The organism is Pseudomonas paracarnis (assembly GCF_904063055.1).
Classification (GTDB): Bacteria; Pseudomonadota; Gammaproteobacteria; order Pseudomonadales; family Pseudomonadaceae; genus Aquipseudomonas; species Aquipseudomonas paracarnis.
Genome location: NZ_CAJFCN010000019.1, coordinates 39038 through 60537 on the forward strand (window position 1 = coordinate 39038; position 21500 = coordinate 60537).

Annotated in this window: 17 protein-coding genes; 15 read left to right on the plus strand and 2 right to left on the minus strand. The window is 62.1% G+C overall.

The window, feature by feature from the left end; genetic code table 11:
• Positions 1–318: 318 nt before the first annotated feature.
• The gene (locus tag JMV15_RS25745; protein ID WP_014717845.1) at positions 319–948 is read right to left on the minus strand and encodes a LysE family translocator; all 630 of its coding nucleotides are present in this window, start codon (positions 946–948) and stop codon (positions 319–321) included.
• Between the two features lie 169 nt (positions 949–1117).
• Here JMV15_RS25745 and JMV15_RS25750 point away from each other — a divergent pair, with 169 nt between their 5' ends.
• From JMV15_RS25750 to JMV15_RS25820, 15 genes are all read left to right on the plus strand, one after another.
• Positions 1118–1633 (plus strand): sigma-70 family RNA polymerase sigma factor, encoded by a 516-nt coding sequence (locus JMV15_RS25750; protein ID WP_014717844.1) that lies wholly within the window; start codon positions 1118–1120, stop codon positions 1631–1633.
• Complete coding sequence (locus JMV15_RS25755; protein WP_038449667.1) at positions 1620–2570, plus strand: FecR domain-containing protein; 951 nt, start codon at positions 1620–1622, stop codon at positions 2568–2570. Before JMV15_RS25750 ends, JMV15_RS25755 begins: the two co-directional genes overlap by 14 nt.
• A 104-nt stretch (positions 2571–2674) precedes the next feature.
• Positions 2675–5161, plus strand: a complete 2487-nt coding sequence (locus JMV15_RS25760; RefSeq protein ID WP_038449665.1) for a TonB-dependent siderophore receptor — start codon at positions 2675–2677, stop codon at positions 5159–5161.
• A 414-nt stretch (positions 5162–5575) separates the two neighbouring features.
• On the plus strand, positions 5576–7015 hold the full coding sequence (locus tag JMV15_RS25765) for an undecaprenyl-phosphate glucose phosphotransferase (protein ID WP_014717841.1): 1440 nt from the start codon (positions 5576–5578) through the stop codon (positions 7013–7015).
• Positions 7015–8475, plus strand: coding sequence for a mannose-1-phosphate guanylyltransferase/mannose-6-phosphate isomerase (locus tag JMV15_RS25770; RefSeq protein ID WP_032903768.1), 1461 nt, complete (start codon positions 7015–7017; stop codon positions 8473–8475). The genes JMV15_RS25765 and JMV15_RS25770 overlap by 1 nt, the downstream gene beginning before the upstream one ends.
• Positions 8475–9386: a glycosyltransferase family 2 protein gene (locus JMV15_RS25775; protein WP_014717839.1), complete on the plus strand. Its 912-nt coding sequence runs from the start codon at positions 8475–8477 to the stop codon at positions 9384–9386. Before JMV15_RS25770 ends, JMV15_RS25775 begins: the two co-directional genes overlap by 1 nt.
• Before the next feature lie 6 nt (positions 9387–9392).
• Positions 9393–10220, plus strand: a complete 828-nt coding sequence (locus JMV15_RS25780) for a polysaccharide biosynthesis/export family protein (protein WP_014717838.1) — start codon at positions 9393–9395, stop codon at positions 10218–10220.
• 70 nt (positions 10221–10290) lie between these two features.
• Positions 10291–12270, plus strand: coding sequence for a GumC family protein (locus JMV15_RS25785; protein ID WP_014717837.1), 1980 nt, complete (start codon positions 10291–10293; stop codon positions 12268–12270).
• Positions 12270–13451 (plus strand): glycosyltransferase, encoded by a 1182-nt coding sequence (locus JMV15_RS25790; RefSeq protein WP_038449663.1) that lies wholly within the window; start codon positions 12270–12272, stop codon positions 13449–13451. The genes JMV15_RS25785 and JMV15_RS25790 overlap by 1 nt, the downstream gene beginning before the upstream one ends.
• A complete protein-coding gene (locus JMV15_RS25795) occupies positions 13448–14788 on the plus strand; it encodes a glycoside hydrolase 5 family protein (RefSeq protein WP_201491955.1) in 1341 nt (446 codons plus the stop codon). The genes JMV15_RS25790 and JMV15_RS25795 overlap by 4 nt, the downstream gene beginning before the upstream one ends.
• Before the next feature lie 22 nt (positions 14789–14810).
• Positions 14811–16025 carry a glycosyltransferase family 4 protein gene (locus tag JMV15_RS25800; protein WP_201491956.1) on the plus strand — a complete coding sequence of 405 codons (1215 nt, stop codon included), beginning with the start codon at positions 14811–14813 and terminating at the stop codon, positions 16023–16025.
• Positions 16016–17119, plus strand: coding sequence for a glycosyltransferase family 4 protein (locus tag JMV15_RS25805; RefSeq protein WP_032903758.1), 1104 nt, complete (start codon positions 16016–16018; stop codon positions 17117–17119). Before JMV15_RS25800 ends, JMV15_RS25805 begins: the two co-directional genes overlap by 10 nt.
• A complete protein-coding gene (locus JMV15_RS25810) occupies positions 17119–18522 on the plus strand; it encodes an O-antigen ligase family protein (RefSeq protein ID WP_014717832.1) in 1404 nt (467 codons plus the stop codon). The genes JMV15_RS25805 and JMV15_RS25810 overlap by 1 nt, the downstream gene beginning before the upstream one ends.
• Positions 18519–19340 (plus strand): acyltransferase, encoded by an 822-nt coding sequence (locus JMV15_RS25815; RefSeq protein WP_014717831.1) that lies wholly within the window; start codon positions 18519–18521, stop codon positions 19338–19340. The genes JMV15_RS25810 and JMV15_RS25815 overlap by 4 nt, the downstream gene beginning before the upstream one ends.
• Positions 19340–20746 (plus strand): lipid II flippase MurJ, encoded by a 1407-nt coding sequence (locus JMV15_RS25820; protein ID WP_014717830.1) that lies wholly within the window; start codon positions 19340–19342, stop codon positions 20744–20746. Before JMV15_RS25815 ends, JMV15_RS25820 begins: the two co-directional genes overlap by 1 nt.
• Positions 20747–20782: 36 nt before the next feature.
• On the opposite strand, the gene JMV15_RS25825 is transcribed toward JMV15_RS25820, so the two are convergent.
• Positions 20783–21361, minus strand: a complete 579-nt coding sequence (locus JMV15_RS25825) for a DUF4174 domain-containing protein (RefSeq protein WP_014717829.1) — start codon at positions 21359–21361, stop codon at positions 20783–20785.
• Positions 21362–21500: the final 139 nt, after the last annotated feature.

The following is a 21500-nucleotide window of genomic DNA, read 5'->3' on the forward strand; positions in this document are numbered from 1 at the left end:
CTAGTCCGCTGTACGAAACTCCTTTTGATTCTCTCGGTGCTCAACGGCTGTCCAGTCGTAGCCAGTCTTTCGACTGACCTGGTAGTCGTGGCAAAGCTGGCCAAAGGTATCTCTTTCAGTCAAATAGGTGGCCGTTACCGCAGGAATGAATATGTGCTCGGTCTGATACCCGGTGTCGGCTGGCATGCCGTCATCGCAGGCAAGCCAGCTCCCACAGTTGGATTGCGGGGTGTCTGGTAGATGAGCATTGGCTGTCGGGCCGTTGCGGGAGCAAGCTCCCCCGCCACAAAGAAACTTGCTTGGCTTCCCGCCTGTCATTCAGGCAGGACGCGACATCACCGCCAAGCGCACCGCCAACGCCGTCAGCACCGCTGCCAAGCCCCACTTCTGCAGCCAGGCGCTTTTGGTGCGCTTGGCGAAGAAGCGGCTGAGCGCCCCGCCAAACAGGCCCAATAGCATGTGAAACACGCTCGCGATCAACGTCAGCACGCCGCCCAGCACCATCAGTTGCAAGGCGATGGGCCCCGCCTCGGGCCGCACAAACTGTGGCAGGAACACCATGAAAAACAACAACGCCTTGGGGTTGAGCAAACTGTTGAGCATGGCCTGCAGAAACACTCGGCCCAACGCCACGCGGCCGACGTGAGCGGTGTCCAGGCCGGGGCGTTTTTGCAAGGTTTTGAAGGCCAGCCACAGCAGGTAAATCACGCCCGCATAACGGATCAGGTCGAACGCTGGCGGCCAACTGGCGACCAACGCCGTCACCCCCATGGCGGTCAACGCTGTCAGCAACAGGTCGGCCACGCCAATGCCCAGGGCCGAAGCAACGCCGCCGCGCCAGCCATGGGTGACGCCCTGACTGATGACAAATGCCATGTTCGGCCCCGGTGACAGCAACAACAGCAACACAGCGCCGGAAAAAACACCAAGTGTGACGAGGCTGATCATGGTCGAACCGTCCGCTGGGAAAAAATCCAGATTAATCGGCGCTGGCAGGCGCTACAAAAAATTGTGCTGGATACATTGCTCACGCAGCGAACCGAGTGATTGCTGAATGCCACAACCAACGTCTAGAATGCGAAACATTATCAATTAAGCCTGCTGCGCCAGGATGACCATGTCGAGCAATCACCCACTGGACCTTGCTGCCATCGGCCAGCTTTACCAAGCCCACCATTCCTGGCTGCGGGGCTGGTTGAGCCGGCGCACGGGTTGCCATGAGCGCGCCGCCGACCTCGCGCAGGACACCTTCGTGCGCCTGCTCAACGCGCGTCAGCAACAGACCTTGCAGCAGCCGCGCGCGTACCTGAGCAGCATCGCGCGCAGCTTGATGATCGACCAATACCGGCGCCGCGAACTGGAACGCGCCTACCTGGAAAGCCTGGCGCACTTTGCGCAAATGGAGGTGCCGAGCGAGGAAACACGGCTGCTGATCCTCGACAGCCTGGAGCGCATCGACCGTTTGCTCGACCAGCTCAAGCCACGGGTGCGCGAGGCGTTTCTGTTGGCCCAATTGGACGGCCTGACCTGTCCACAGATCGCCCTGCGCCTGGGCGTGTCCAAGGCCACAGTGGAGCGCGACCTGTCCAAGGCGCTGCACGCCTGTTACCGGTTGCGCTATGCCGACTCCTGACTCGCGCCTGGTCGACCAGGCCATCCAGTGGATGATCAAGCTGCGCTACAACACCGCCGACGACGCCAGCACCGCGGCCTTTGAGCAGTGGCTGCAGACCAGCGAGGCGCATCAGCAGGCCTGGCAACGGGTCGCCACCCTGAATGACGATTTCAACCACTTGCCGGCGCATGTCAGTCGCCATGCACTCGACGGCGCACGCCAGCACATCAGCCGTCGTGAAGGCCTGAAAATGCTCGGGCTGTTTGCCGGCGCCGCAGGTTTAGCCTGGCTGGGCCGCGACTACACGCCCCTGCCCGCCTCGATGGCGGACTACCGCACCGCCACTGGCGAGCGGCGCTGGGTAGCATTGGAGGATGGCAGCAAAGTCCAGCTCAACAGCGCCAGCGCCGTCGACATTACCTCCAGCGCCGAACAACGGCTGGTGAACCTGCGCCAGGGTGAAATATTGATCAATACCGGCGTCGACCGCCGTCCGCTATGGGTGCATACCCGCGACGGTTACCTACGCGCCCTGGGCACACGCTTGCTGGTGCGCGAAGAACCCCAAGGCACCCTGCTGGCCGTGCAGCAGGGTGCGGTGGCGGTGTTTGCCGACCGCCATGACGGTACGGCACGCCAAGTGATCCAGCCTGGCGAACAGGTGGTGTTCAACCGTAGCGGTATCCGCCCGTCCCCCAACAACGGCCTGGACCCTTGGGCCTGGAGTGACGGCGTGATCAGCGCCCACAATATGCGTCTGGAGGACTTCCTGGCCGAGCTGGGCCGCTATCGCAATGGGTTGCTGCGTTGCAGCGAAGCCGTGGCGGGGCTGCGGGTGTCGGGCACTTACCAACTGGACGACACCGACCAGGTACTCAAATTGGTAGCGCAATCGCTGGCTATCGATGTGACCTACCGTAGCCGTTACTGGGTGACCGTCTCCGCTCGCGTGTGACCTTGCAAAATAAATGAGGTGAATTCTCATTGCCATTCGACCTGTAAGGAGAGGCCGATCAACAGGCCCGTGTTGTCCACTTCCTTCAGGAGCATCCCGCGGTCATGCAAGCGTTCCCCTCCAAACGTTCACCCCTCAGACACGCCCTCAATGCCACCCTCCTTGGCGCGTGCGTGGCGGCCAGCGCCTTGCCGTATACCGCAAGTGCCCAGGAGCCCGGCAGCGAGCGCCAGGCCCGCGCCTGGAATATTGCGCCTGGGCCGCTGGCGGGCGCCCTTGATCAGTTTGCGCGGCAGGCCGGTATCAGCCTGTCGTATGACGCTGGCAGCGTGGCAGGCAAAAGCAGCCCGGGGCTGAGCGGCACCCAGGCCCCCCAACAGGCCCTGAACCGGTTACTTCAGGGCCAGGGTTTGCAGGCGCAAAGCCAGGGCCAGAACGCTTGGTTACTGCTACCCCAGCAGCAAGCCGGCTCGACGCTGAACCTGGGCGCCACCACCATCACCGGTGATCGTTTGGGCGCCACCACCGAAGGCACCGGCTCCTACACCACCGGCGCCGTGACCATCGGCAAGGGCGAACACAGCCTGCGACGCACGCCGCAATCGGTGAGTGTGATGACCCGCAAGCTGATGGATGACCAGAACATCACCACCATCGACCAATTGCTGGAGCGCACCCCAGGCATCACCAGCTACGAATCACCCATGGGCGGCAAGTATTTTTACTCCCGGGGCTTCAAGATGCTCGGCCAATACCAATTCGACGGCGTGCCACTGGATATCGGCAAGGACTACGTACAGGCCGACAGTTTCAGCGCGAACATGGCGATCTATGATCGGGTGGAAGTCCTCAAGGGCGCTGCTGGCATGCTCAAGGGCGCCGGCACCGCCAGTGGTGCGGTGAACTTCGTACGCAAACGGCCCCAGGACAAGCCCACCACCAGCCTTGGCCTCTCGGCGGGCACCTGGGATAACTATCACGCCGAATTCGACACCGGCGGCCCATTGAACGACAGCGGCACGGTGCGTGGCCGCGCGGCGGTTAGCCAACAGAATCGTGGCTCGTACATGGACCTTGCCAAGCGTCAGGACCAGGCGTTTTACGCGGCCCTGGACATGGATGTCAGCCCTGATACCACCCTGGGCTTCGGGGCCAGCTATGAGGATGTCGACTCCACGCCGTGCTGGAGCGGCCTGCCGCGTTATCGTGACGGCAAAAGCCTCGGCCTGAGCCGCTCCACCTGCCTGGGCCAGGCCTGGAACGATTGGCAAAGCCAGCGCACCACGCTGTTCGCCGATCTGACCCATCACTTCAACGACGACTGGAAGCTCAAAGTCAGCGCCGTGCATAGCCGCAACCTGCAAGACATCAAATACGCCGCCAGCGAAAGCACCGTGGACTATGGTAACCCGGCCCCCACGCTCACCAGCTATGCAGCCTTGCTGGACTACGATCACAAAGACTACGGCCTGGACGCCTACATCGATGGTCAATTCGAAGCCTTTGGCCTGCAACATGAGTTGATCCTCGGCGCCAATGGCAGCCGTGGCACCCAGGACGATGTCTATGCGATCCGCAACCTGCCCCAGCGCCAAAGCGTCTTCAACCCCAACCACCACTTCCCGGAACCTGCCGACGACACCTTCTGGCCCAACATGTACCGTGGCGGCACGGTCAAGGAAACCGCCACTCAATACGGTGCCTACGCCACCTTGCGCCTGCGTCTGGCCGAACCTTTGATGCTGGTTCTGGGCAGTCGCGTCAGTTGGTATGAAAACCGCCGTGAATCCCTGAACCTGGCCTGGGGCGAGTGGACCGACCAGGATGCACGCACCAAGGAAACCGGGGTGGTCACGCCGTTCGCCGCGCTGATCTACGACCTCAATGACAACCTTTCGGTGTACACTAGCTACGCCGATATCTTCCAGCCACAAAGCTCCTACGCTACGGTCAGCGGTTCGGCCCTCAAGCCGAAAATGGGTGAGAACTATGAGTTGGGCATCAAGGGCGAATGGTTTGACGGGCGCCTGAACAGCTCCCTGGCGCTGTTTCGCGCCATCGAAAAAAACGCCGCCCAAACCGATTTCGAGACCCGCTGCGGCAGCTCCTCCGACGGCTACTGCTACACCGACACGGGCAAAGTTCGCGCCCAAGGGGTCGAGGCCGAGCTGAGCGGCGAATTGATCGAGCGCCTGCAAGTGTTTGGCGGCTATACCTACACGCAAACCAAGAACCTGAAGAACATCGACAGCGCAGCCGAAGGCGCGGTGTCCAACACTTACGTGCCACGGCATATGCTGCGCTTGTGGGGCGACTACCAGTTGGACGGTGCGCTGTCGAAATGGACAGTCGGCGCAGGGGTCAACGCCCAAAGCAGCAACTACCGGCTGCAAACCATCAAACTGGAACAGGCCGGGTATGCGTTGTGGAATGCGCGCCTGGCGTATCAGGTGGATGACACCTGGACCGTGGCGCTCAATGGCAACAACCTGTTCGATAAAAATTACTACCAGACCGTGGGCACCTCAGGCTGGGGTAATCTCTATGGAGAGCCGCGCAACCTGACCCTGAGCCTCAAAGGCAACTTCTAGGCACTGCCCCTCCTGTAGGAGCGAGCTTGCTCGCTCCTACAACTTCCCCTTCCTGCCATCGTCAGAAAGCTTTTTTCGCTGACAGGCAAATCCCTACGTTTGTTCCTACACTCCAAAAAGCCAGCATCAATTCTCGATTTTTCTGAAAGCGTCCCCTCTCATGTCAATTAATCGTCATATCATGGAGGCCTTACGAGAGCCATTGACGGCAAAGGCCAAAAAGCCAAAACATTGACACGGACCCTCAAGAGAGCCACTATTTAGCCATCACTCCGTAAATTCCTGCGTCTGAACAGGCATTACGTATTACCCAGCAACAGCAGTTGTTCGATTTGCACCACTTGTAAAGCAAAGCTGCCTTATGGATGAGCAAACGAATAGGAACGTTCTGGTGGTGTATTGAGGATCTGATTTATGCGCGGTAAATCGTCGGTCGATAGCCTGTTTCTGACTCGTCCCGGTTTCGTTGAGTTTTTTGTCGTTTTCGTGAAACTGATCCACGGCCTTACGGCTGTGGTGCCGGCCATTATTCTGTTGTTCTACCCGGACCCCGTCGCCGAGCACATGCGCAACCACTACCTGGGCCTGCTGGTGTTCTTTGCGCTCTTGACCATCATTCTGTTCCAGGCTCTGGGGGTGTACTCCGAGGATCTGTTCAGCAACCGCCTGCGTTTTCGCGTGATGCTGGTGGCCTGGGTCTCGGCGTTTTGCATCCTGCTGTTCATGTACCAGATCCTGCTGCTCTTCCCACAGTTGAGCCCACGCAACCTGGCGGCCTGGTTTTCCATGAGCCTGGTGCTGTTTGGCGTGGAGCGGATATTGATGCTGCGCCTGTACCGCCATCTGATGGATAACGGCAAATTCCTCCAGCGCACCGTGATCCTGGGCTTTACCGACACGGCCGTGCATGTGGCTGAACACCTGTCGCGCAACAGTGACATCCGCTCCGGCCTGATCGGTTTTATCGACGACCGTACCGAGCGCATTCCCAAGGAATTGAGCCGCCTGCCGTTGCTGGGCAATACCCGCGACCTGGAAAAGCTGATCCGCTCCGAACAGGTCAACCAGGTGATGATCACCCTGCCCTGGGCTGCCGAGCAGCGCATCAATGGGTTGGTCAAGCGCCTGCGGCAGATGTCGGTGAACGTCATGCTGGTGCCGGATATGGCCGCCCTGCGCTACGGCCATAACCGCATCACCGATGTGGGCGGCATCCTGATGTTCAACACCTCGCAGTTGCCACTGCGGGGCTGGTCGCCCTTTATCAAACGTTGTGAAGACCTGCTGCTGGCCAGCATCGGCCTGCTGCTGCTGTCGCCGGTGATGCTGGTGACCGCCATCGCGATCAAACTCGATTCCAAGGGCCCGGTGCTGTTTCGCCAGAAGCGCTTTGGCTACAACGACAACCTGATCCGGGTATTCAAGTTCCGCTCAATGTACGTCGAACAGACCGACCTCAACGCCGAAAACCAGACCACGCGCCAGGACCCGCGCATTACCCGGGTCGGCAGGATCATCCGCAAGACCAGCATCGATGAGCTGCCCCAGCTGTTCAACGTACTGCTGGGCAATATGTCGATGGTCGGCCCGCGCCCCCACGCCACGGCCACCAAGGCGGCCGGGATTCCTTTCGAGCAAGCGGTCAGCGAATACAGCTCGCGCCATCGGGTCAAGCCTGGCATCACCGGCTGGGCGCAGATCAATGGTTACCGCGGCGAGACCGACACGCTGTTCAAGATTCAGAAACGGGTCGAATACGACCTGGAATACATCGCCAAATGGTCCGTGTGGCTGGACCTCTACATCGTTTTCATGACGGTCCCGGCCGTTCTTTCCACCAAGGAAGTCTATTGATGAACCCACTTAACGGATTGATCCCGTGCATCATCTCCGGTGGTTCGGGTACGCGGCTGTGGCCGGTTTCGCGGCAGAACATGCCCAAGCCGTTCATGCGCATGCGCGACGACCAGAGCCTGTTGCAGAAGACCTTCCTGCGGGCCAGTCACTTGCCGGGCGTCGACAGCATCCTGACCGTGACCAACCGCGACCTGCTGTTTCGCACCCTGGACGACTACCGCGCGGTGAACACCCAGCGCCTGGGCCTCGACCTGCTGCTGGAGCCGTTTGGCCGCAACACCGCCGCCGCCATCGCCGTGGCTGCGTTGCATGTGCAGGAGCATTTCGGCGCAGACGCGCAGTTGCTGGTGATGCCGGCCGATCATCTGGTCCTCGATGAAGACGCCTTTGCCCAGGCGGTGGAAAAAGCCCGCGCATTGGCCGAGGCCGGTTACCTGGTGACCTTTGGCATCCAGCCTGACCGAGCAGAAACCGGCTTTGGCTATATCGAACAAGGGCCGGCACTGGGCGCTGGGTTTCGGGTGCAGCGCTTTGTCGAAAAGCCCGACCAAGCCACCGCCCAAGGCTACCTGGACGGCGGCAAGCACCTGTGGAATGCCGGCATGTTCTGCTTCAAGGCAGCCACCCTGCTGGAAGAATTGGCCAGCCACGCCCCGGCGGTTCTGGAGGCGGCCAAGGCTGCACTGGAGCACAGCCAGAGCCTGCAAAACAGCAGCAGTCGCCAGCGCGAACTGAGCCCTGAAGGTTTCGGCACCGCGCCGGATATCTCCATTGATGTGGCGCTGATGGAAAAATCCGCCCAGGTTGCGGTCGTGCCCTGCGACATTGGCTGGAGCGATATCGGCTCTTGGGAAGCCCTGCGCCAACTCACGCCCAGTGATGACAATGGCAACCAGATCAATGGCGAGGCGATCCTGCACGACGTACATAACTGCTACATCGATTCGCCCAAGCGGGTACTCGGTGCGGTGGGCGTGCGCGACCTGATCATCGTCGACACCCCGGACGCCCTGCTGATCGCCGACGCCCATCGCAGCCAGGACGTGCGGCATATCGTGGCCGAACTCAAGCGCCAGAATCACCCGGCGTTCAGCCTGCATCGCACCGTCACCCGGCCTTGGGGCACCTACACGGTGCTGGAGGAAAGCACGCGGTTCAAAATCAAGCGCATCGTGGTCAAGCCCAAAGGCTCGCTGTCCCTGCAAATGCACCATCACCGCAGCGAGCATTGGGTAGTGGTCAGCGGCGCAGCGATGATCACCAATGGCGAACGCGAGATCCTGCTCAACATGAACGAGTCCACCTACATTCCCGCCGGGCACAAGCACCGCCTGACCAACCCCGGCATCATCGACCTGGTGATGATCGAGGTACAGAGCGGTGAGTACCTGGGTGAAGACGACATCGTGCGTTATGACGACATCTACGGCCGCGCGCCAGTTGAAGTGAAGCCCTGATGCGTACGTCATTGATCATCCCCACCCGCAACGCGGCCAGTCACCTGGACCGCCTGTTGCCAGCGCTGCGCATGCAGACGTTGCAACCGGACGAGATGCTGGTGGTCGACAGCGCATCGAGCGATGACACCGTGGCGCGCTTTCGCGAGTTTGGCGCACGTGTGGAGGTGATTGATGCCCGCGACTTCAACCACGGCGGCACCCGGCGCTGGGCCAGTGAACAGGTGGGCGGCGACGCCTTGATCGTGATGACCCAGGACGCGATTCCCGCCACCGCCGAGACCTTCGCCAACCTGATCAGCGAGCTGCAACTGGAGCCGCTCAATGGCGTGGCCTATGGACGGCAGCTGCCGCACCCCGGCGCCGGCGTGCTCGGCGCGCAGTCGCGGCACTTCAATTACCCGGCGGCCAGCCGCACCAAGCGCCTGGACGATGCAGCGCAACTGGGCATCAAGACCTGCTTCAGCTCTGACTCGTTTTCGGTGTACCGGCGCAGCGCCCTGAGCGCGGTGGGCGGTTTCCCCCGGGATGTGATTGGCAGTGAAGACGCGTATGTGGCCGCGCGCATGCTGCTGGCCGGTTACCAGGTGCGCTATGCCGCGAGCGCGCAGGTGTATCACTCCCACGATTACCGCTTGCTGGAAGAGTTTCGCCGCTACTTCGATATCGGTGTGTTCTACGGCCGCGAACCGTGGATTCGCCAGGCGTTTGGCGACGCCGGCGGCGAAGGCAAACGTTATGTGCTGGCCGAACTGCACGCATTGCGCGAGGCCAACGCGCTGTATCGCGCCCCCGAAGTGGTGGTGCGCAGTGCCTTTAAATTGCTGGGCTATCGCCTCGGCCACCTTGAACGCCACCTGCCCAACGCGCTTAAACGGCGCCTGGGCATGTTTTCCACCTACTGGACTTGAGCCGTCATGAAGACTATCAACCGACGTTTCCGTCTTACCCTGCTCGGCCTTTTGAGCACCTCAATCTGGCTGGCCGGTTGTTCGACCCCCGCGCGGGTGCCGCTTCCTGACAACACTACGCTCAAGGCCGGCCATCAAGCGGCGCTGACCCTGGCCGACCTGCCACCGCCGCAGGTGCTGATCCAGAGCGGCGACTCGCTGCGTATCGTGCGTGATGCCCAGGAACCGGCGGCGGCCGATGACATGACGGTGTTCGTGGTGCGCCCCGACGGCGTGATCTCGGTGCCCAACATTGGCCGGGTCAAGGCGGCCTTGCGCACGCCCGAAGACCTGGGCAAGGAGATCACCGAGAAGTATAAGCGCATCTACCGCGAACCTGCGGTGACGGTGAACATCGCCAGCGCACCGAGCAACAAGGTGTTTATCGGCGGCGCGGTGTCCAACCCGGCGTTTTTCGACCTGGCCGGCAACGTCAGCGTCGAGCAGGCGCTGCTCAGCTCCGGTGGTGTATTGCCCTCGGCGGATGCCTCCAACGTGGCCTTGCTGCGTACCGGGCCCGATGGCAAGTACAGGACGTACTTCATCAGCCTGGAGAGCATGCTGACCAACCCCAATCACCCGCGGGTGGCGTTGCAGCGCGGCGATTTGATCTTTGTGCCGCAGTCGGGCATCGGCGCGACGGTGGAGGCCGTGGACATGTACTTCACCAAGCTGTTTCCGATCAACAAAGGGATTGGCATTGGCTTGAATTACGACCTGAACAAGAGCGACGTGAAAAACAGCGGCAACACCATCTACAACAACCCAACCATCAACGCAGGCCAAGGATTATGAAGCGGGCTTCGTATCACTCGAACCAAGCGTTCCCGCCTTTCGTAACCCCCATATGCAATGGAGTGATCCTGTGATCGAAATCCGCTCTCTTCGCGACCTGCTGCGGCTGTTTTTCATCTACCGCCGCGAATTCAAACTGGCCGTGATCACCACGATCGTCGTTGCCGTGCTGGGTGCCTTCCTGTTGCCGGCTCGCTACGAGTCGGACGCACGCTTGCTGGTAAAGCCGGGCCGGGACAACACCACGTTGCCGATCGAAGCCGCCAACCGTCAGACGCTGATTGCCCCGAGCACCCAGCACGACCCGATTGTCGACGAAGAAAAAATGCTCACCGGCCGACCCATCGTGCATATCGTCGCCGAGCGCTATATGGCGATGACCGCCGAACCGCCGCAAGGCTTCTGGAAGGTCACCAAGTTCTACATCAAAAAGGGCGTGGGCGAAGTCATCAATGGCATTCGTAGTGTGCTGCAGTTCGTCGGCCTTGCCGAGAAACAAAGCCCGCTGGAGCGCCTGGCGACCTCACTGGAGAAGAACTTTACCGCCGGTCACGAGCCGGGTTCTTCGGTGATCGAGATTTCCTTCACCTGGGACGATCCGGCGGTGGCGCAAAAAATCGTCGAGGAATGGGTCAATGCCTACCTTGAAGAGCGTGCACGAATTCTCGGGCGCAAGAGCCTGCACACCTTCTATGAAACCGAACGCGCCAAGGTGGCAGAGAACATCCAGAGTCTGAAAGATCAGTTGCAAGGCCGCTTGAAGCAGATCGACTCGATCAGTGTCGATGCACGCCTGAAGAACCTGACCAACCAGATCGACCGCGTCACCGATGCCAAGGTCAGCGCACAGAACCAGATATCGGGGATTCGCAGCCTCCTGGCCAACGCCAGCCAGCAGATCAAGAGCCAGCCGGCAGACGTGGTCACGATGCGCGAAACCAGCCTCAACCCCACCCAGCTCGACCTCAAGCGCCAGCTTAATGCGCTGCAAGTGGAGCGGGCTCGGCTGCTGCGCACTTACCTGCCGGGCACGCCGCAGGTCAATCAGATCGAGCAGAACATCCGCGACATGGAAGCCCTCAGCGCCCAGGAAGCTACACGCCTGGAACGCTCGCAGAACACCGCGCCCAACAGCCTGGTGATCAACGTTAAACAGCAAATGATCGACGCCCAGTTGCAAGAGCGCAAACTGGCCGGGGAAATCGAGAACTACGACAAGACCCTTGCCGAACTGCGCGCCCAGCGTGACCAGGCGATGACCGATGAACCGCAACTCAACACCCTGAGCCAACAACTGCGCACGGCCGAAAAGAGCTATGCGTTGTACTCGGACAATCTTGAACAGGCGCGAATCGACCACGAACTGGACAACAGCCAGATCAGCAACATCGCCCTGATCGAACACGCCACCCTTAACCCGGCCCGCGTGTTTCCCAAGAGCCTGCTGATGCTGTTGTTCGCCATTCCCGCCGGCGTGGCCGTGGGCTTGCTGACCATCTATGTGCTGTACCTGCTGGACCAGCGCATCCACGATGGCACGCGCTTGCAGGAGATGTTCCATGTGCCGCTGTGGAGCAGCATTCCCGATGTGCAAGACGCAACGCCGGCAGCCGTCACCGCCAGCCTCTACCGCTTGTACAGCCTGCTACCCCTGGATCGCATTGCCGCCGACGGTTTTGCCCTGGGCCTGACCTCGGCGCGCCATGGCGAGGGTGTGACTTTTATCACCTTGCAACTCAAGCGTCTGCTGGAGGAGCGTGGTCACCGCGTCTCGGTCGATGGGGCGAGCGCGCCAACGCCGGGTGAGGTGTTGCTGCTGGACGCCTCGGCGCTGTCCTCCAACCCGCAGGCCTTCCTGACGCTGCGCCGCGCTGACCAGATCGTACTGGTGATCGAGGCCCGCACCAGCACCGTACCGACGATCGAAAATGCCGTGTCGTTGCTGACCACCGCGTTCGGCAAAGTCGACGGCATGATCCTCAACCGCCGTCGCTTCGAAGTGCCGGCCAAGGTGCTGGCACGACTCAACAGCTGGCGCGGGGCGGCCTGATGCGTATCGCACTGCTGGCGCCGCTGCCACCGGAGCAGACCGGGATCGCCGATTACGCCGCGCATCTGCGCCATGCGTTGATCGAACAGGGGCTGGAGGTGGTGACCCCGCTCGCCGGCTGCCTGGAATTGCCTGAACAGTTGAAGCGCCTGCAGGCCTTTGACTGGCCCAGCGTGGACCTGGTGCATGCCGAACTGGGGGGTGGGCGCTTCGGTGAGTTCCAGGCGCTGGAGTACCTGCGCCGGGCGCAACCGCACCTGCCGTTGACCGCCACGGTGCATGACCCGGAGCGCCTGATCTGGCGCCGGGCCAAGCTGTTTTTCCCCTTGACCCTACTTGAACGCCTGCCCCATCCGCTGCCCCAGGCGGCGGCGCTGCTGGCCGACCCGTTGACCTTGCACGAAGAGCGGCGCCTGGCCAAAGGTATGCGCCGGCTGATCACCCTCACCCGCCTGGGCGGCGACTGCCTGCGCCAGCGCATGGGCCTGCACCCGCAACAGGTGGCGGTGATTGCCCATGGCAACCTGCCCATCGTGCCCCAGGCGTTGCCGCCACTGGCACCGTTGCGCCTGCTGTATTTCGGTTTTATCTACCGTGGCAAGGGCATTGAAGACCTGCTCCAGGCCCTGGCCCAGTCACTGGCCGCCCACCCGCAATGCCGAAGCCAGGTACGCCTGACCCTGGCCGGTGGCACCGCGCCGGAAATGACCTTTGACCCCGCCGGCAACTACCTTGATGGCCTGCGCGAGCAGATCAGCGCCCTGCATCTTGAGGATGTGGTGGACTGGCAACTGGACCTGCCATCGGCGCAGATCCCTTCTACGATCCAGGCGCACCACGTGATGGTGCTGCCCTATCGCGAATCGAAAAAACTCAGTTTCCTAGGGCAAATGCGCGGCACCAGTGGCGCGCTGTCGTGGGCCAATGCATGCGGGCGCGGGGTGATCACCTCCAACGCCCGCGCCTTTGCCGAAGAGGTGGCTGGCGGTAATGGCATCACCTATCAGCAGGGCGATACAGCGTCCTTGAGCAACGCCTTGAGCCGCTTGATCCTTGACCCGCAACAGGCGCAGCAATGGGCCGCCCGGGCTGGAGAAATCGGCCACCAACGCCAGTGGGCCAACACGGCCCAGCGGTTTGCTGAATTATTTCGGGATGCTTGTGAGGAGCCGTTGCGATGAACCTGTCACCCGTTCGCCCACTGTGGCGCTACTTGCCGCTGGCGCTGTCAATCGCCGTCGGTAGCGCCCTGCTGTTGAGTGAAAAAGTCGATGCGCAGCCGGTGAACCTGGCCCCGGAGCGCACCGTCGTCTGGAAGGACTTTCTCGGCGTAAACGCACACTTTCTGTGGTTCACACCCGAGCAGTACCACAAGCAGATCAAGCAGTATAAAAAGCTTGGATTGCAATGGGTGCGGGTCGACCTGCACTGGGATCGCCTGGAACCCAAAGAAGACGGTTATCAGCTCAACACCTTCGATGAACTGGACCGCACCCTGACCGCTGAAAAAATCCGCTCGGTGTTTTACCTGGTGGGCTCGGCGCCCTTTATCACCACCGCCCCCAAGGGTGCGCAGTTCCAGGATCAGTACCGACCGCGGGATCCGGAAGTGTACGCGCTGCGCCTGGCACTTCTGGCCAAACGCTACCCCACTATTGATGCCTGGCAGGTGTGGAACGAGCAGAACCTGCCGAACAACTGGCGCCCCAAAGTCGACGCCAAGGAGTACGGGCAATTGTTATTGGCCAGTCACCAGGCCCTGAACCTTGCCGCGCCCGGCAAACTGCAGGTCATGGGCGGCATGGCGTACTACAGCCAAATGCCGCCGCGTGGCAAAACCCTGATGTTCGAAGCACTCGGCGCGCTGGGTGTGCAAAACCTGGGCATGGTCGCGGCCTATCACCCTTATTCGATGACCCCGGAAACCGATGAGCCGGGCAAGAACGAAGTGCTGCTGCGCGGTGATCAACTCAACTCAATGCTGCACGGCGCCGGGATCAAGAACGTATGGGCCACCGAGTGGGGCTGGTCCAGCTACGCCGGCCCCAAGGAGATGCAGGACCTGATCGGTATCGACGGGCAGGCCGACTACACCTTGCGCCGCCTGGCGTTGATGGCGTCCCAGGACTACCAGAAGATTTTCCTGTTCGCGCTGTCCGACCTCGACCAACGCGCCTCGCCACGCGACCAGCATTACGGCCTGTTGAACCTTGATGGCGAACCCAAGCCGGTATACACCGCCCTCGCCCGCTTCCTGGAGATTACCGGCCCCACGCTTGAACCCGGCAACACGCCGCAGTTGCAGGATGTACCGGACAGCTTCTACAGCGTGGCCTGGACCCGCCCTGACGGAAAACACCTGCTGATGTATTGGAGCGCCAAAGGCAGCAGCATCAGCCTGCCCGGCATCAAACACGCAGAACTGCTGGACCCGCTGACCGGCGCCCGGCAAACCCTGAGCGACGACAACGGTATTCGCCCAGCGGTGAAGCCAAGTTTGCAGATACTGGTGTGGTAGCCCCGGGCATGGAGAGCTGTACATGAGAATCCTCTGGATTGTGCCCTACCTGCCGTGGCCGACCACCAGCGGCGGCAAGACGCGGCAGTACCATTTGCTGCGCACCTTGAGTGAGCGCGGGCATCGCATCACGCTGCTGGCGCAATCGAAAACGCCGGCCGATGACGCGGCGCATGCGGCCTTGGAGCCGTTACTCGAACGCCTGATCGTCGTTCCACGCCGGCCACTGAAACATCCACTAACCCTGCTCGGCGGCCTGTTCGCGCCCTGGCCGCTGTTGACCACGGTCAACGGCCTGTCGGCACCGTTGCAGGCCCAGTTTGCGCAACTGTTGAATGAGCGCTGGGACATGATTCAGGTAGAACACAGCTACAGCCTGCAGCCGTTTCTGCGCACCTTGCAGCAGCAACGGCGCGAGTTTGTGCTGACCGAGCACAACCTGGAATCGAGCCTCGGCGGCGCCACTTACGACCGTTTCCCCAAGTGGGCCGCACCGTTTGTACAGTATGACCAGTGGCGCTGCCGGCAATGGGAACGCAAGGCGTTCGATGCCGCCGCTCATGTGGTCGCCGTGACCGAGGCGGACGCTCAGGCCATGCGGCCGTTGTCGTCGACGCCGGTAAGCGTGGTGGTCAATGGGGTCGACAGCCGCGCCTTTGCCGAGGTCAGCGCCGATGCGCAGAGCCAGCGCCTGTTGTTCGTCGGCAATTACGAGTACGCACCGAACCTGGACGCCGTGCAGTGGCTGCTCGACGAGATCTTCCCCAGGCTCTGGTTGCAGTGCCCGAGCGCACGCCTGGCAGTGGTCGGCTATGGCTTACCCGAACACTGGCGCGAGCGCTGGCCCGATGAACGTATCGAGTGGCTGGGGTTTGTTCCCGACCTGTGTGCCTTGCAACGCCGCTGCGCCGGTTTTGTCGCCCCGTTGCGCCATGGCGGCGGCTCCAAGCTCAAGGTGTTGGAGGCGATGGCCGCCGGCTTGCCGCTGGTGAGTACGGCCCAGGGCGTGTCCGGGTTGGCGGTACAGCCACAGGTACATTACTTGGCCGGCGAAAACGCTGAGGCCCTGGCCGACGCCGTTGTGCGCCTGCTGGATGAACCGGCGCTGGCCGGGCGACTGGCGGATACGGCACGCGACTACGCGCGGCAATACCACGACTGGGCGGTGGCGGCTAATGAACTGGAGCACCTCTACCGCAGCTTGCTCACCGCCAAGGAGTCTCAGCCATGCGTGTAGCCCTGGACTATCGCCCCGCCACGGTTGCGCCGTCTTCGGGCATCGCCCGCCAGGTCGTGGCCCTGGAAGACGCCCTGCGCGCGCGGGGCAACACCGAGGTGGTGCTGTTCAGCGAAGCGCCCCTGGAGCATCCGCAGCGCCAGACTGCCGTTTGCCCGGCCTGGGCCAGCCCGCTGGACGGCCTGCAACGCCCACAAGTGCGCCTGCGGTTCGAGCGCGGGTTCTTGCCCAGGGCGCTGCACGAGCAGCAGATCGACCTGTACATCGCCACCGCCAATATGGGCTTGCCGTTGTGCCGTAAACCCGCCGGCACCCGCTATGTACTGGTGCTGCATGACCTGTTTCAGTTGACCCACCGCAACTTCCATCGCTCCAAACTCAAGGCCCTGGCCTACCGCCTGATCGACGGGGCCTCGATTGCCTGGTCGGTGTGGCAGGCTGATCGGGTGTGGTGCCCGTCGCAGTTTTCCTGCAATGAAGCCGCGCGCCTGTTCCCCTGGGCACGGGCCAAGTTCCGCGTGCTGAACAACCTGGTGCCTGAATTGAATGCAGCGCCAGAACCGCTGCCCGCCAACCTGCCGGCGCGTTACTGGCTGGTGGTGGGCACGCGGGAGCCGCGCAAGAACATGGAGTTCTTTCTGCGCCAATGGCAGGCCTGCCGTGCGCTGAACCCTGATGTGCCGGACTTGGTTCTGGTGGGCCACGCCAGCGATGTACCGGCGGCACTCGGTGAGCTGCCGGGCCTGCATTGGTGCAGCGGTTTATCGGACGGGCAACTGCAAGCGCTCTACCGTCATGCCGCGTGCCTGTGGCAGCCATCCTATGCCGAAGGCTTTGGCCTGCCGGTGGTGGAAGCCTTGAGTGTCGGCACGCCAGTAGCGGTGGCACGCGGCAGCGCCCTGGATGAAATCGCGCCGCCCGATGCCCCGCGCTTCGCCCCCCATGACGCCGAGCAACTGCACAAGGTCATGCAACAACTGGCCGGCGCCGAGGCCACGCAAGACGGCGAAACACACCGCGCCTGGGCCCGGCAATTTGCCGAACCGGCTTATCGCGCGCGCCTGGACACTTTGCTCAAGGAATTGGACCGCTAATGCTGCCAGGAAAATTCGTCAGTCTGCTGCTGGGCCTTCTGTTCGGCGGGTTGCTGTTGGCTCTGTCGCCGATCAAGGTCATGCTGGTGGTGGCCGGTGTGGCCGTGGCCTTGACCCTGATCCGCTTTCCCCTGTGGGGCTTGCTGATTTTCGCGGTACTGGCCACCAGTATTCCCTACACCACCTTGCAACTGGGCATCCGCACCACCGTCAGCGAGGCGGTGCTGGGGCTGACCTGGGTCGGGGTGTTCTGGCAATCTTTCATCGGCAAGACGCGTGGCTTCATGCTGTGGCGACCGACCGAGCGGGCGCTGATGTGGCTGATGCTGTTCAGCACCATTCCGTTCATCTGGGGCATGCTGATCATCCATGCCGAAGGCAACGGCCCGGTGAACTGGGTGCGCTGGCTGATGAACCTGTCGATGTTGTTTATCGTGCCGCTGTTGCTGCGCACCGACGCCGACCGCGACAAGGTGGTGGTCGCCCTGTTGCTGGGTAACCTGGCGATGCTGCTGCTGTCGATCTTCATGTTCCTGAAGACGCGCAATGCGATGTCGATGATCGATATTCTCACCGACCTCAAATACGCCCACCCGGAAGCGGTGAAAGATATTTTCTCTGCCAACTACACGCGCATGGCCTCGCCCTGGGTGCACCCCAACCTGACCGGTGGCGTGCTGGTGCTGTTTATTCCCCTGGCGCTGTTCTATGGCTGGACCCGCAGCGGCTGGCGTCGGGCCCTGGGCCTGGCGGTGGCGGTGCTGGGGTGTGCCGGCCTGCTGCTGAGTATTTCCCGTGGTGCCATCGTGGCCCTGGCGCTGGTATTGATCTGGCTGGCCTACAAGCGCGTGCCGAACAGCGGACGCATCATCGGTATCGGGGCGGCGTTCGCCGTTGCGCTGGTGATGTTCTATCCGCCGTTGCAGGAGCGCTTGCTGACCATCTTCTCGACCACCAACGCCAGTACCGAAATCCGCTTTGACGAGTACGCCCGGTTCCCCACCGCCATGGCGACCTACCCCCTGGGGATCGGCTTCAAGATCGACCCGCCCGTGCCCGGCTCCAATCTGTTGGGGATCTCCAACCTGTGGCTGAACTTCATCTACAAAGTCGGCATTCCAGGGATGCTGCTGTTTATCACCGTCACCCTGTTGTGGTGGCGCGAAGTGCGCCCCCTGGGCCAGGTGCGCAAAGTCACCGCCGACAATGCGCTGTGGCTGGGGTGCCTCTGTGGTGTGTTGGCGGCACTGCTGACGGGGATTTTCGACCATTATTTCAGCTTCACCTTTGTACTGATCGCGCTGTTCTGGCTGTTGATGGGCATGAGCCTGCAACAGGTGCGTCTGCGCCCCTCCATTACCGCCCCTGTTGCTGCTATTGCGCCAAAGGATAACCAACCATGAAGCACCGGATGATCCACTCCACCGACTTGCGTGACCGCCTCCCCACGCTGGCCGCTGAAATGGGCGTGAGCCTGCCGGACCTGGAAGAGGCGCTGGACTGGTGCCTGGCCAACGACGTGGTATTTGAAGAAGGCGAAGGCGACAACAAGCGCTTCTGGATCAGCTCCATCGATCTGGAAACCGCGATTGAGCACCCGGTGGCGCGCCGCCTGTTCCACCGGATGAAACAGGACCTTGCGGCCCAGCTACTGCCGCGTTACGGCAAAAACTGGGCGACCGTCAAAGACCGGTGGCGCAGTGTCTGGGACATGGCCTACAACATCTTGATCAACAAGATCCCCAGCCACCATGTACGCATCGCCTGGCTGCGCCTGGGTGGCGCGAAGATCGGCAAGGGCTCCAGCTTGTGGCGTAACACCGAGGTGCTGGGCATGCACAATCTGGTGGTCGGCGACGATTCGGTAATCGGTTGGCATTGCCAGGTGGACGCCCGTGCCGGGCTGGTGATCGGTAACCACGTGGCGATCGCCTCCCACGTGCTGATCATCGCCGGCAGTCATGATTTGCAGGCACCGGAGTTCTGGTCGATTTCCGGGCCGATCTACATCGACGACTACGTGTGGATCGGCAGCCGGGCGTTGATCGGCTACGGCACGCACCTGGGCTATGGTTCAGTGATCAGCGCCAATACCGTGGTGGCCAAGGCAGTAGCCCCCTACAAAATCATTGGCGGTTCCGGGGCCAAAATCATGGGCGAACGTTGCCATGATCTGAACTACAAGGTGGGTGGCAAAGGCCTGTTCACCCTGTTTCACTGATGTTCGGCAGCACGCTCTGGCTGACCCTCGCGACCCTCGCAGGGCTGGTCGCCGGTTTCGCCCGCGAATGGCTGCTGGTGGCGGCCTGGGGCGCGGGCAGTCGCAGCGACGGGTTTCTGGTGGCGGTGTTTTTGCCCGAAGCATTGCGCATGACCCTGGCCGCCGGCTTGCTTGCGGCGGCTGCCCTGCCCCTCTATCAACAACGCGACCCACACCGCCAGCAGGCCTGGCTGGCCAGCCTATCCCCACGCCTGCTGGGAGTGGGCCTGGCGCTGTTTGCCGTACTGGCGCTGGGCGCGCCGCTGTGGGTGCGCCTGATCGGCCCCGGCCTGGACGTGGCGGCCCATGCCGAAGCCGCCGCTAACTTGCGTTGGCTGGCCGCCTGTGCGCCGGGCCTGGTGATGCATGGGCTGTTCAGTATTCCCTTACAGGCACGCCAACGTTTTGTCCTGCCGGGCCTGGGCTCTTTACTGTTCAATCTGCCACCGGTGCTGTACCTGTTTATCCGTGGCAGCTCCAGCGACAGTGCCGAACTGGCCATGAGCTTTTTTGCCGGCAGTGTGTTGATGTGCCTGCCGTTGCTGGTGCCGGTCTGGTCTTTCGGCTGGCGGCCGTGGCAGATCAGCGGCGACCCGCTGGCAGGCCGCGAATTGCTGGGCCGCATCGGCCCGTTGTTGGCCAGCAACGTGGCCAGCCAGGGCCTGGCGCTACTGGAGCGATTGATCGCCAGTTTCCTGGGGGAAGGCGCGGTGACGTGGGTTAACCTCGCACGCAAGCTGATCAACCTGCCATTGATCGCCCTGATGAGCCTCAACCAAGTGCTGCTGGGCATGATGAGCGGCGAACAAGGTCAGCAGCGCCTGGCCCTGCTGCGTCGCGGCCTGGATGCAGCGACCCTGCTGAGCCTGCCTGCGGCCTTCGGCCTGATTGGCGCCAGCCCCACGCTGATCCATCTGCTGATGCCCGCCCAGAGCGTCGATGGCCCACTGCCGGCGCTGCTGGCCTGGTTCGCCACGCCTCTGGTGTTTGGCGCCTGGAACGCGATGCTCGCTCGCTATGCCTATGCCAGCGGCGACACGCGCCTGCCGCTCAATTGCGAACTGCTGGGCAGTCTGGTCAACGCCGCCTTGCTGGTGGTGCTGCCCTATTGTATCGGCCTGCCGGGGATCGCCTTGGCGGCGTTGGGTGGCGTCGTGGTGACGAACTTGTTGCTGATGCACCGCCAGCAACTGCTCGGCCAACTGGGCTGGCCATTGCAGTGGGGCTTGAGCGGGGTGCTGTTGGGTGTGGCGGCGCTGGCCCTGCACCCCTTGCACAACGATGGGTGGCAGTTGGGGTTGAGTAGCCTGGCCGGCGCGCTGGTGTTGGTGGGGTTGGGGTTTTGGCTCAAGCCGTGGAAAGCCTGAGGCCGGTTCCCACCAGAACGGTGGGAGGGGACCTGTTCAATCTTCCAGCGGCTTGGGGGCTTTGTTGCCGGGCTTGGCGGGCTTGGTGCCCTTGGCCGCAGCCGCTGGCGCGGCTGGAACAGGCTCCGGCTCCGCAGGTGCGGCAAGCTCCTTTTCCGCCTGAGGCATCTGGTCAATGGCGCTGAAGAACTCCTTCAGGTCAAGGCTGTCCGGTGGCACGGTTTTTTCGAGTTTCTTCTCGCCGTCCTTGCCGATCAGAATCACCTTGGTGCCGCTGCCGACGCCGAGCTTGAGGGCGCGGATCAGCGCGTTGGTTTCAGGCGGCGTGAGCTTCTTGCTGTCCTTTGGGTCCTTGGCGAACTTCTCTCCTTCAGCGCCAATGCTGCCGAACTTCACGGTATAGAACACCATGCTGCGCTCTTCGAAGGACTGCTTGATGGCAGCCTCTTCCAGTTGTTTCTTCAGCGTTGCCAGTGTCGGGTTTCCAGCATCAAGCTCCACGACCACCAGGGGGCGCGTCTTGCCCAACTCCTGCTTGAGCGGATTATCATCAGCGGCCAACAACGGCCCCGTAAAAGCCATCAAGGTAGCCAGGGTCAGCGACCGGATGAGCATGCGCACCTCCTTTGAATTCCATGCAGGGTTCTTGAGTTTCATGTCTGCGACAGCCAAATTCAAGGATGATTCCTACACCACCTTGAGAAGCGTAGGTCAGGAAGCCCGCTACGCAAGGGCTTGGACAGTGGCCTGGTCA

What these genes read in the sequence shown, in the direction of transcription:
- JMV15_RS25825 (WP_014717829.1), bottom strand. Translation starts at nt 21,361, where the DNA reads ATGCTCATCCGGTCGCTGACCCTGGCTACCTTGATGGCTTTTACGGGG.
- JMV15_RS25795 (WP_201491955.1), top strand. Translation starts at nt 13,448, where the DNA reads ATGAACCTGTCACCCGTTCGCCCACTGTGGCGCTACTTGCCGCTGGCG.
- JMV15_RS25760 (WP_038449665.1), top strand. Translation starts at nt 2,675, where the DNA reads ATGCAAGCGTTCCCCTCCAAACGTTCACCCCTCAGACACGCCCTCAAT.
- JMV15_RS25765 (WP_014717841.1), top strand. Translation starts at nt 5,576, where the DNA reads ATGCGCGGTAAATCGTCGGTCGATAGCCTGTTTCTGACTCGTCCCGGT.
- JMV15_RS25775 (WP_014717839.1), top strand. Translation starts at nt 8,475, where the DNA reads ATGCGTACGTCATTGATCATCCCCACCCGCAACGCGGCCAGTCACCTG.
- JMV15_RS25810 (WP_014717832.1), top strand. Translation starts at nt 17,119, where the DNA reads ATGCTGCCAGGAAAATTCGTCAGTCTGCTGCTGGGCCTTCTGTTCGGC.
- JMV15_RS25820 (WP_014717830.1), top strand. Translation starts at nt 19,340, where the DNA reads ATGTTCGGCAGCACGCTCTGGCTGACCCTCGCGACCCTCGCAGGGCTG.
- JMV15_RS25755 (WP_038449667.1), top strand. Translation starts at nt 1,620, where the DNA reads ATGCCGACTCCTGACTCGCGCCTGGTCGACCAGGCCATCCAGTGGATG.
- JMV15_RS25780 (WP_014717838.1), top strand. Translation starts at nt 9,393, where the DNA reads ATGAAGACTATCAACCGACGTTTCCGTCTTACCCTGCTCGGCCTTTTG.
- JMV15_RS25805 (WP_032903758.1), top strand. Translation starts at nt 16,016, where the DNA reads ATGCGTGTAGCCCTGGACTATCGCCCCGCCACGGTTGCGCCGTCTTCG.
- JMV15_RS25770 (WP_032903768.1), top strand. Translation starts at nt 7,015, where the DNA reads ATGAACCCACTTAACGGATTGATCCCGTGCATCATCTCCGGTGGTTCG.
- JMV15_RS25790 (WP_038449663.1), top strand. Translation starts at nt 12,270, where the DNA reads ATGCGTATCGCACTGCTGGCGCCGCTGCCACCGGAGCAGACCGGGATC.
- JMV15_RS25745 (WP_014717845.1), bottom strand. Translation starts at nt 948, where the DNA reads ATGATCAGCCTCGTCACACTTGGTGTTTTTTCCGGCGCTGTGTTGCTG.
- JMV15_RS25750 (WP_014717844.1), top strand. Translation starts at nt 1,118, where the DNA reads ATGTCGAGCAATCACCCACTGGACCTTGCTGCCATCGGCCAGCTTTAC.
- JMV15_RS25800 (WP_201491956.1), top strand. Translation starts at nt 14,811, where the DNA reads ATGAGAATCCTCTGGATTGTGCCCTACCTGCCGTGGCCGACCACCAGC.
- JMV15_RS25815 (WP_014717831.1), top strand. Translation starts at nt 18,519, where the DNA reads ATGAAGCACCGGATGATCCACTCCACCGACTTGCGTGACCGCCTCCCC.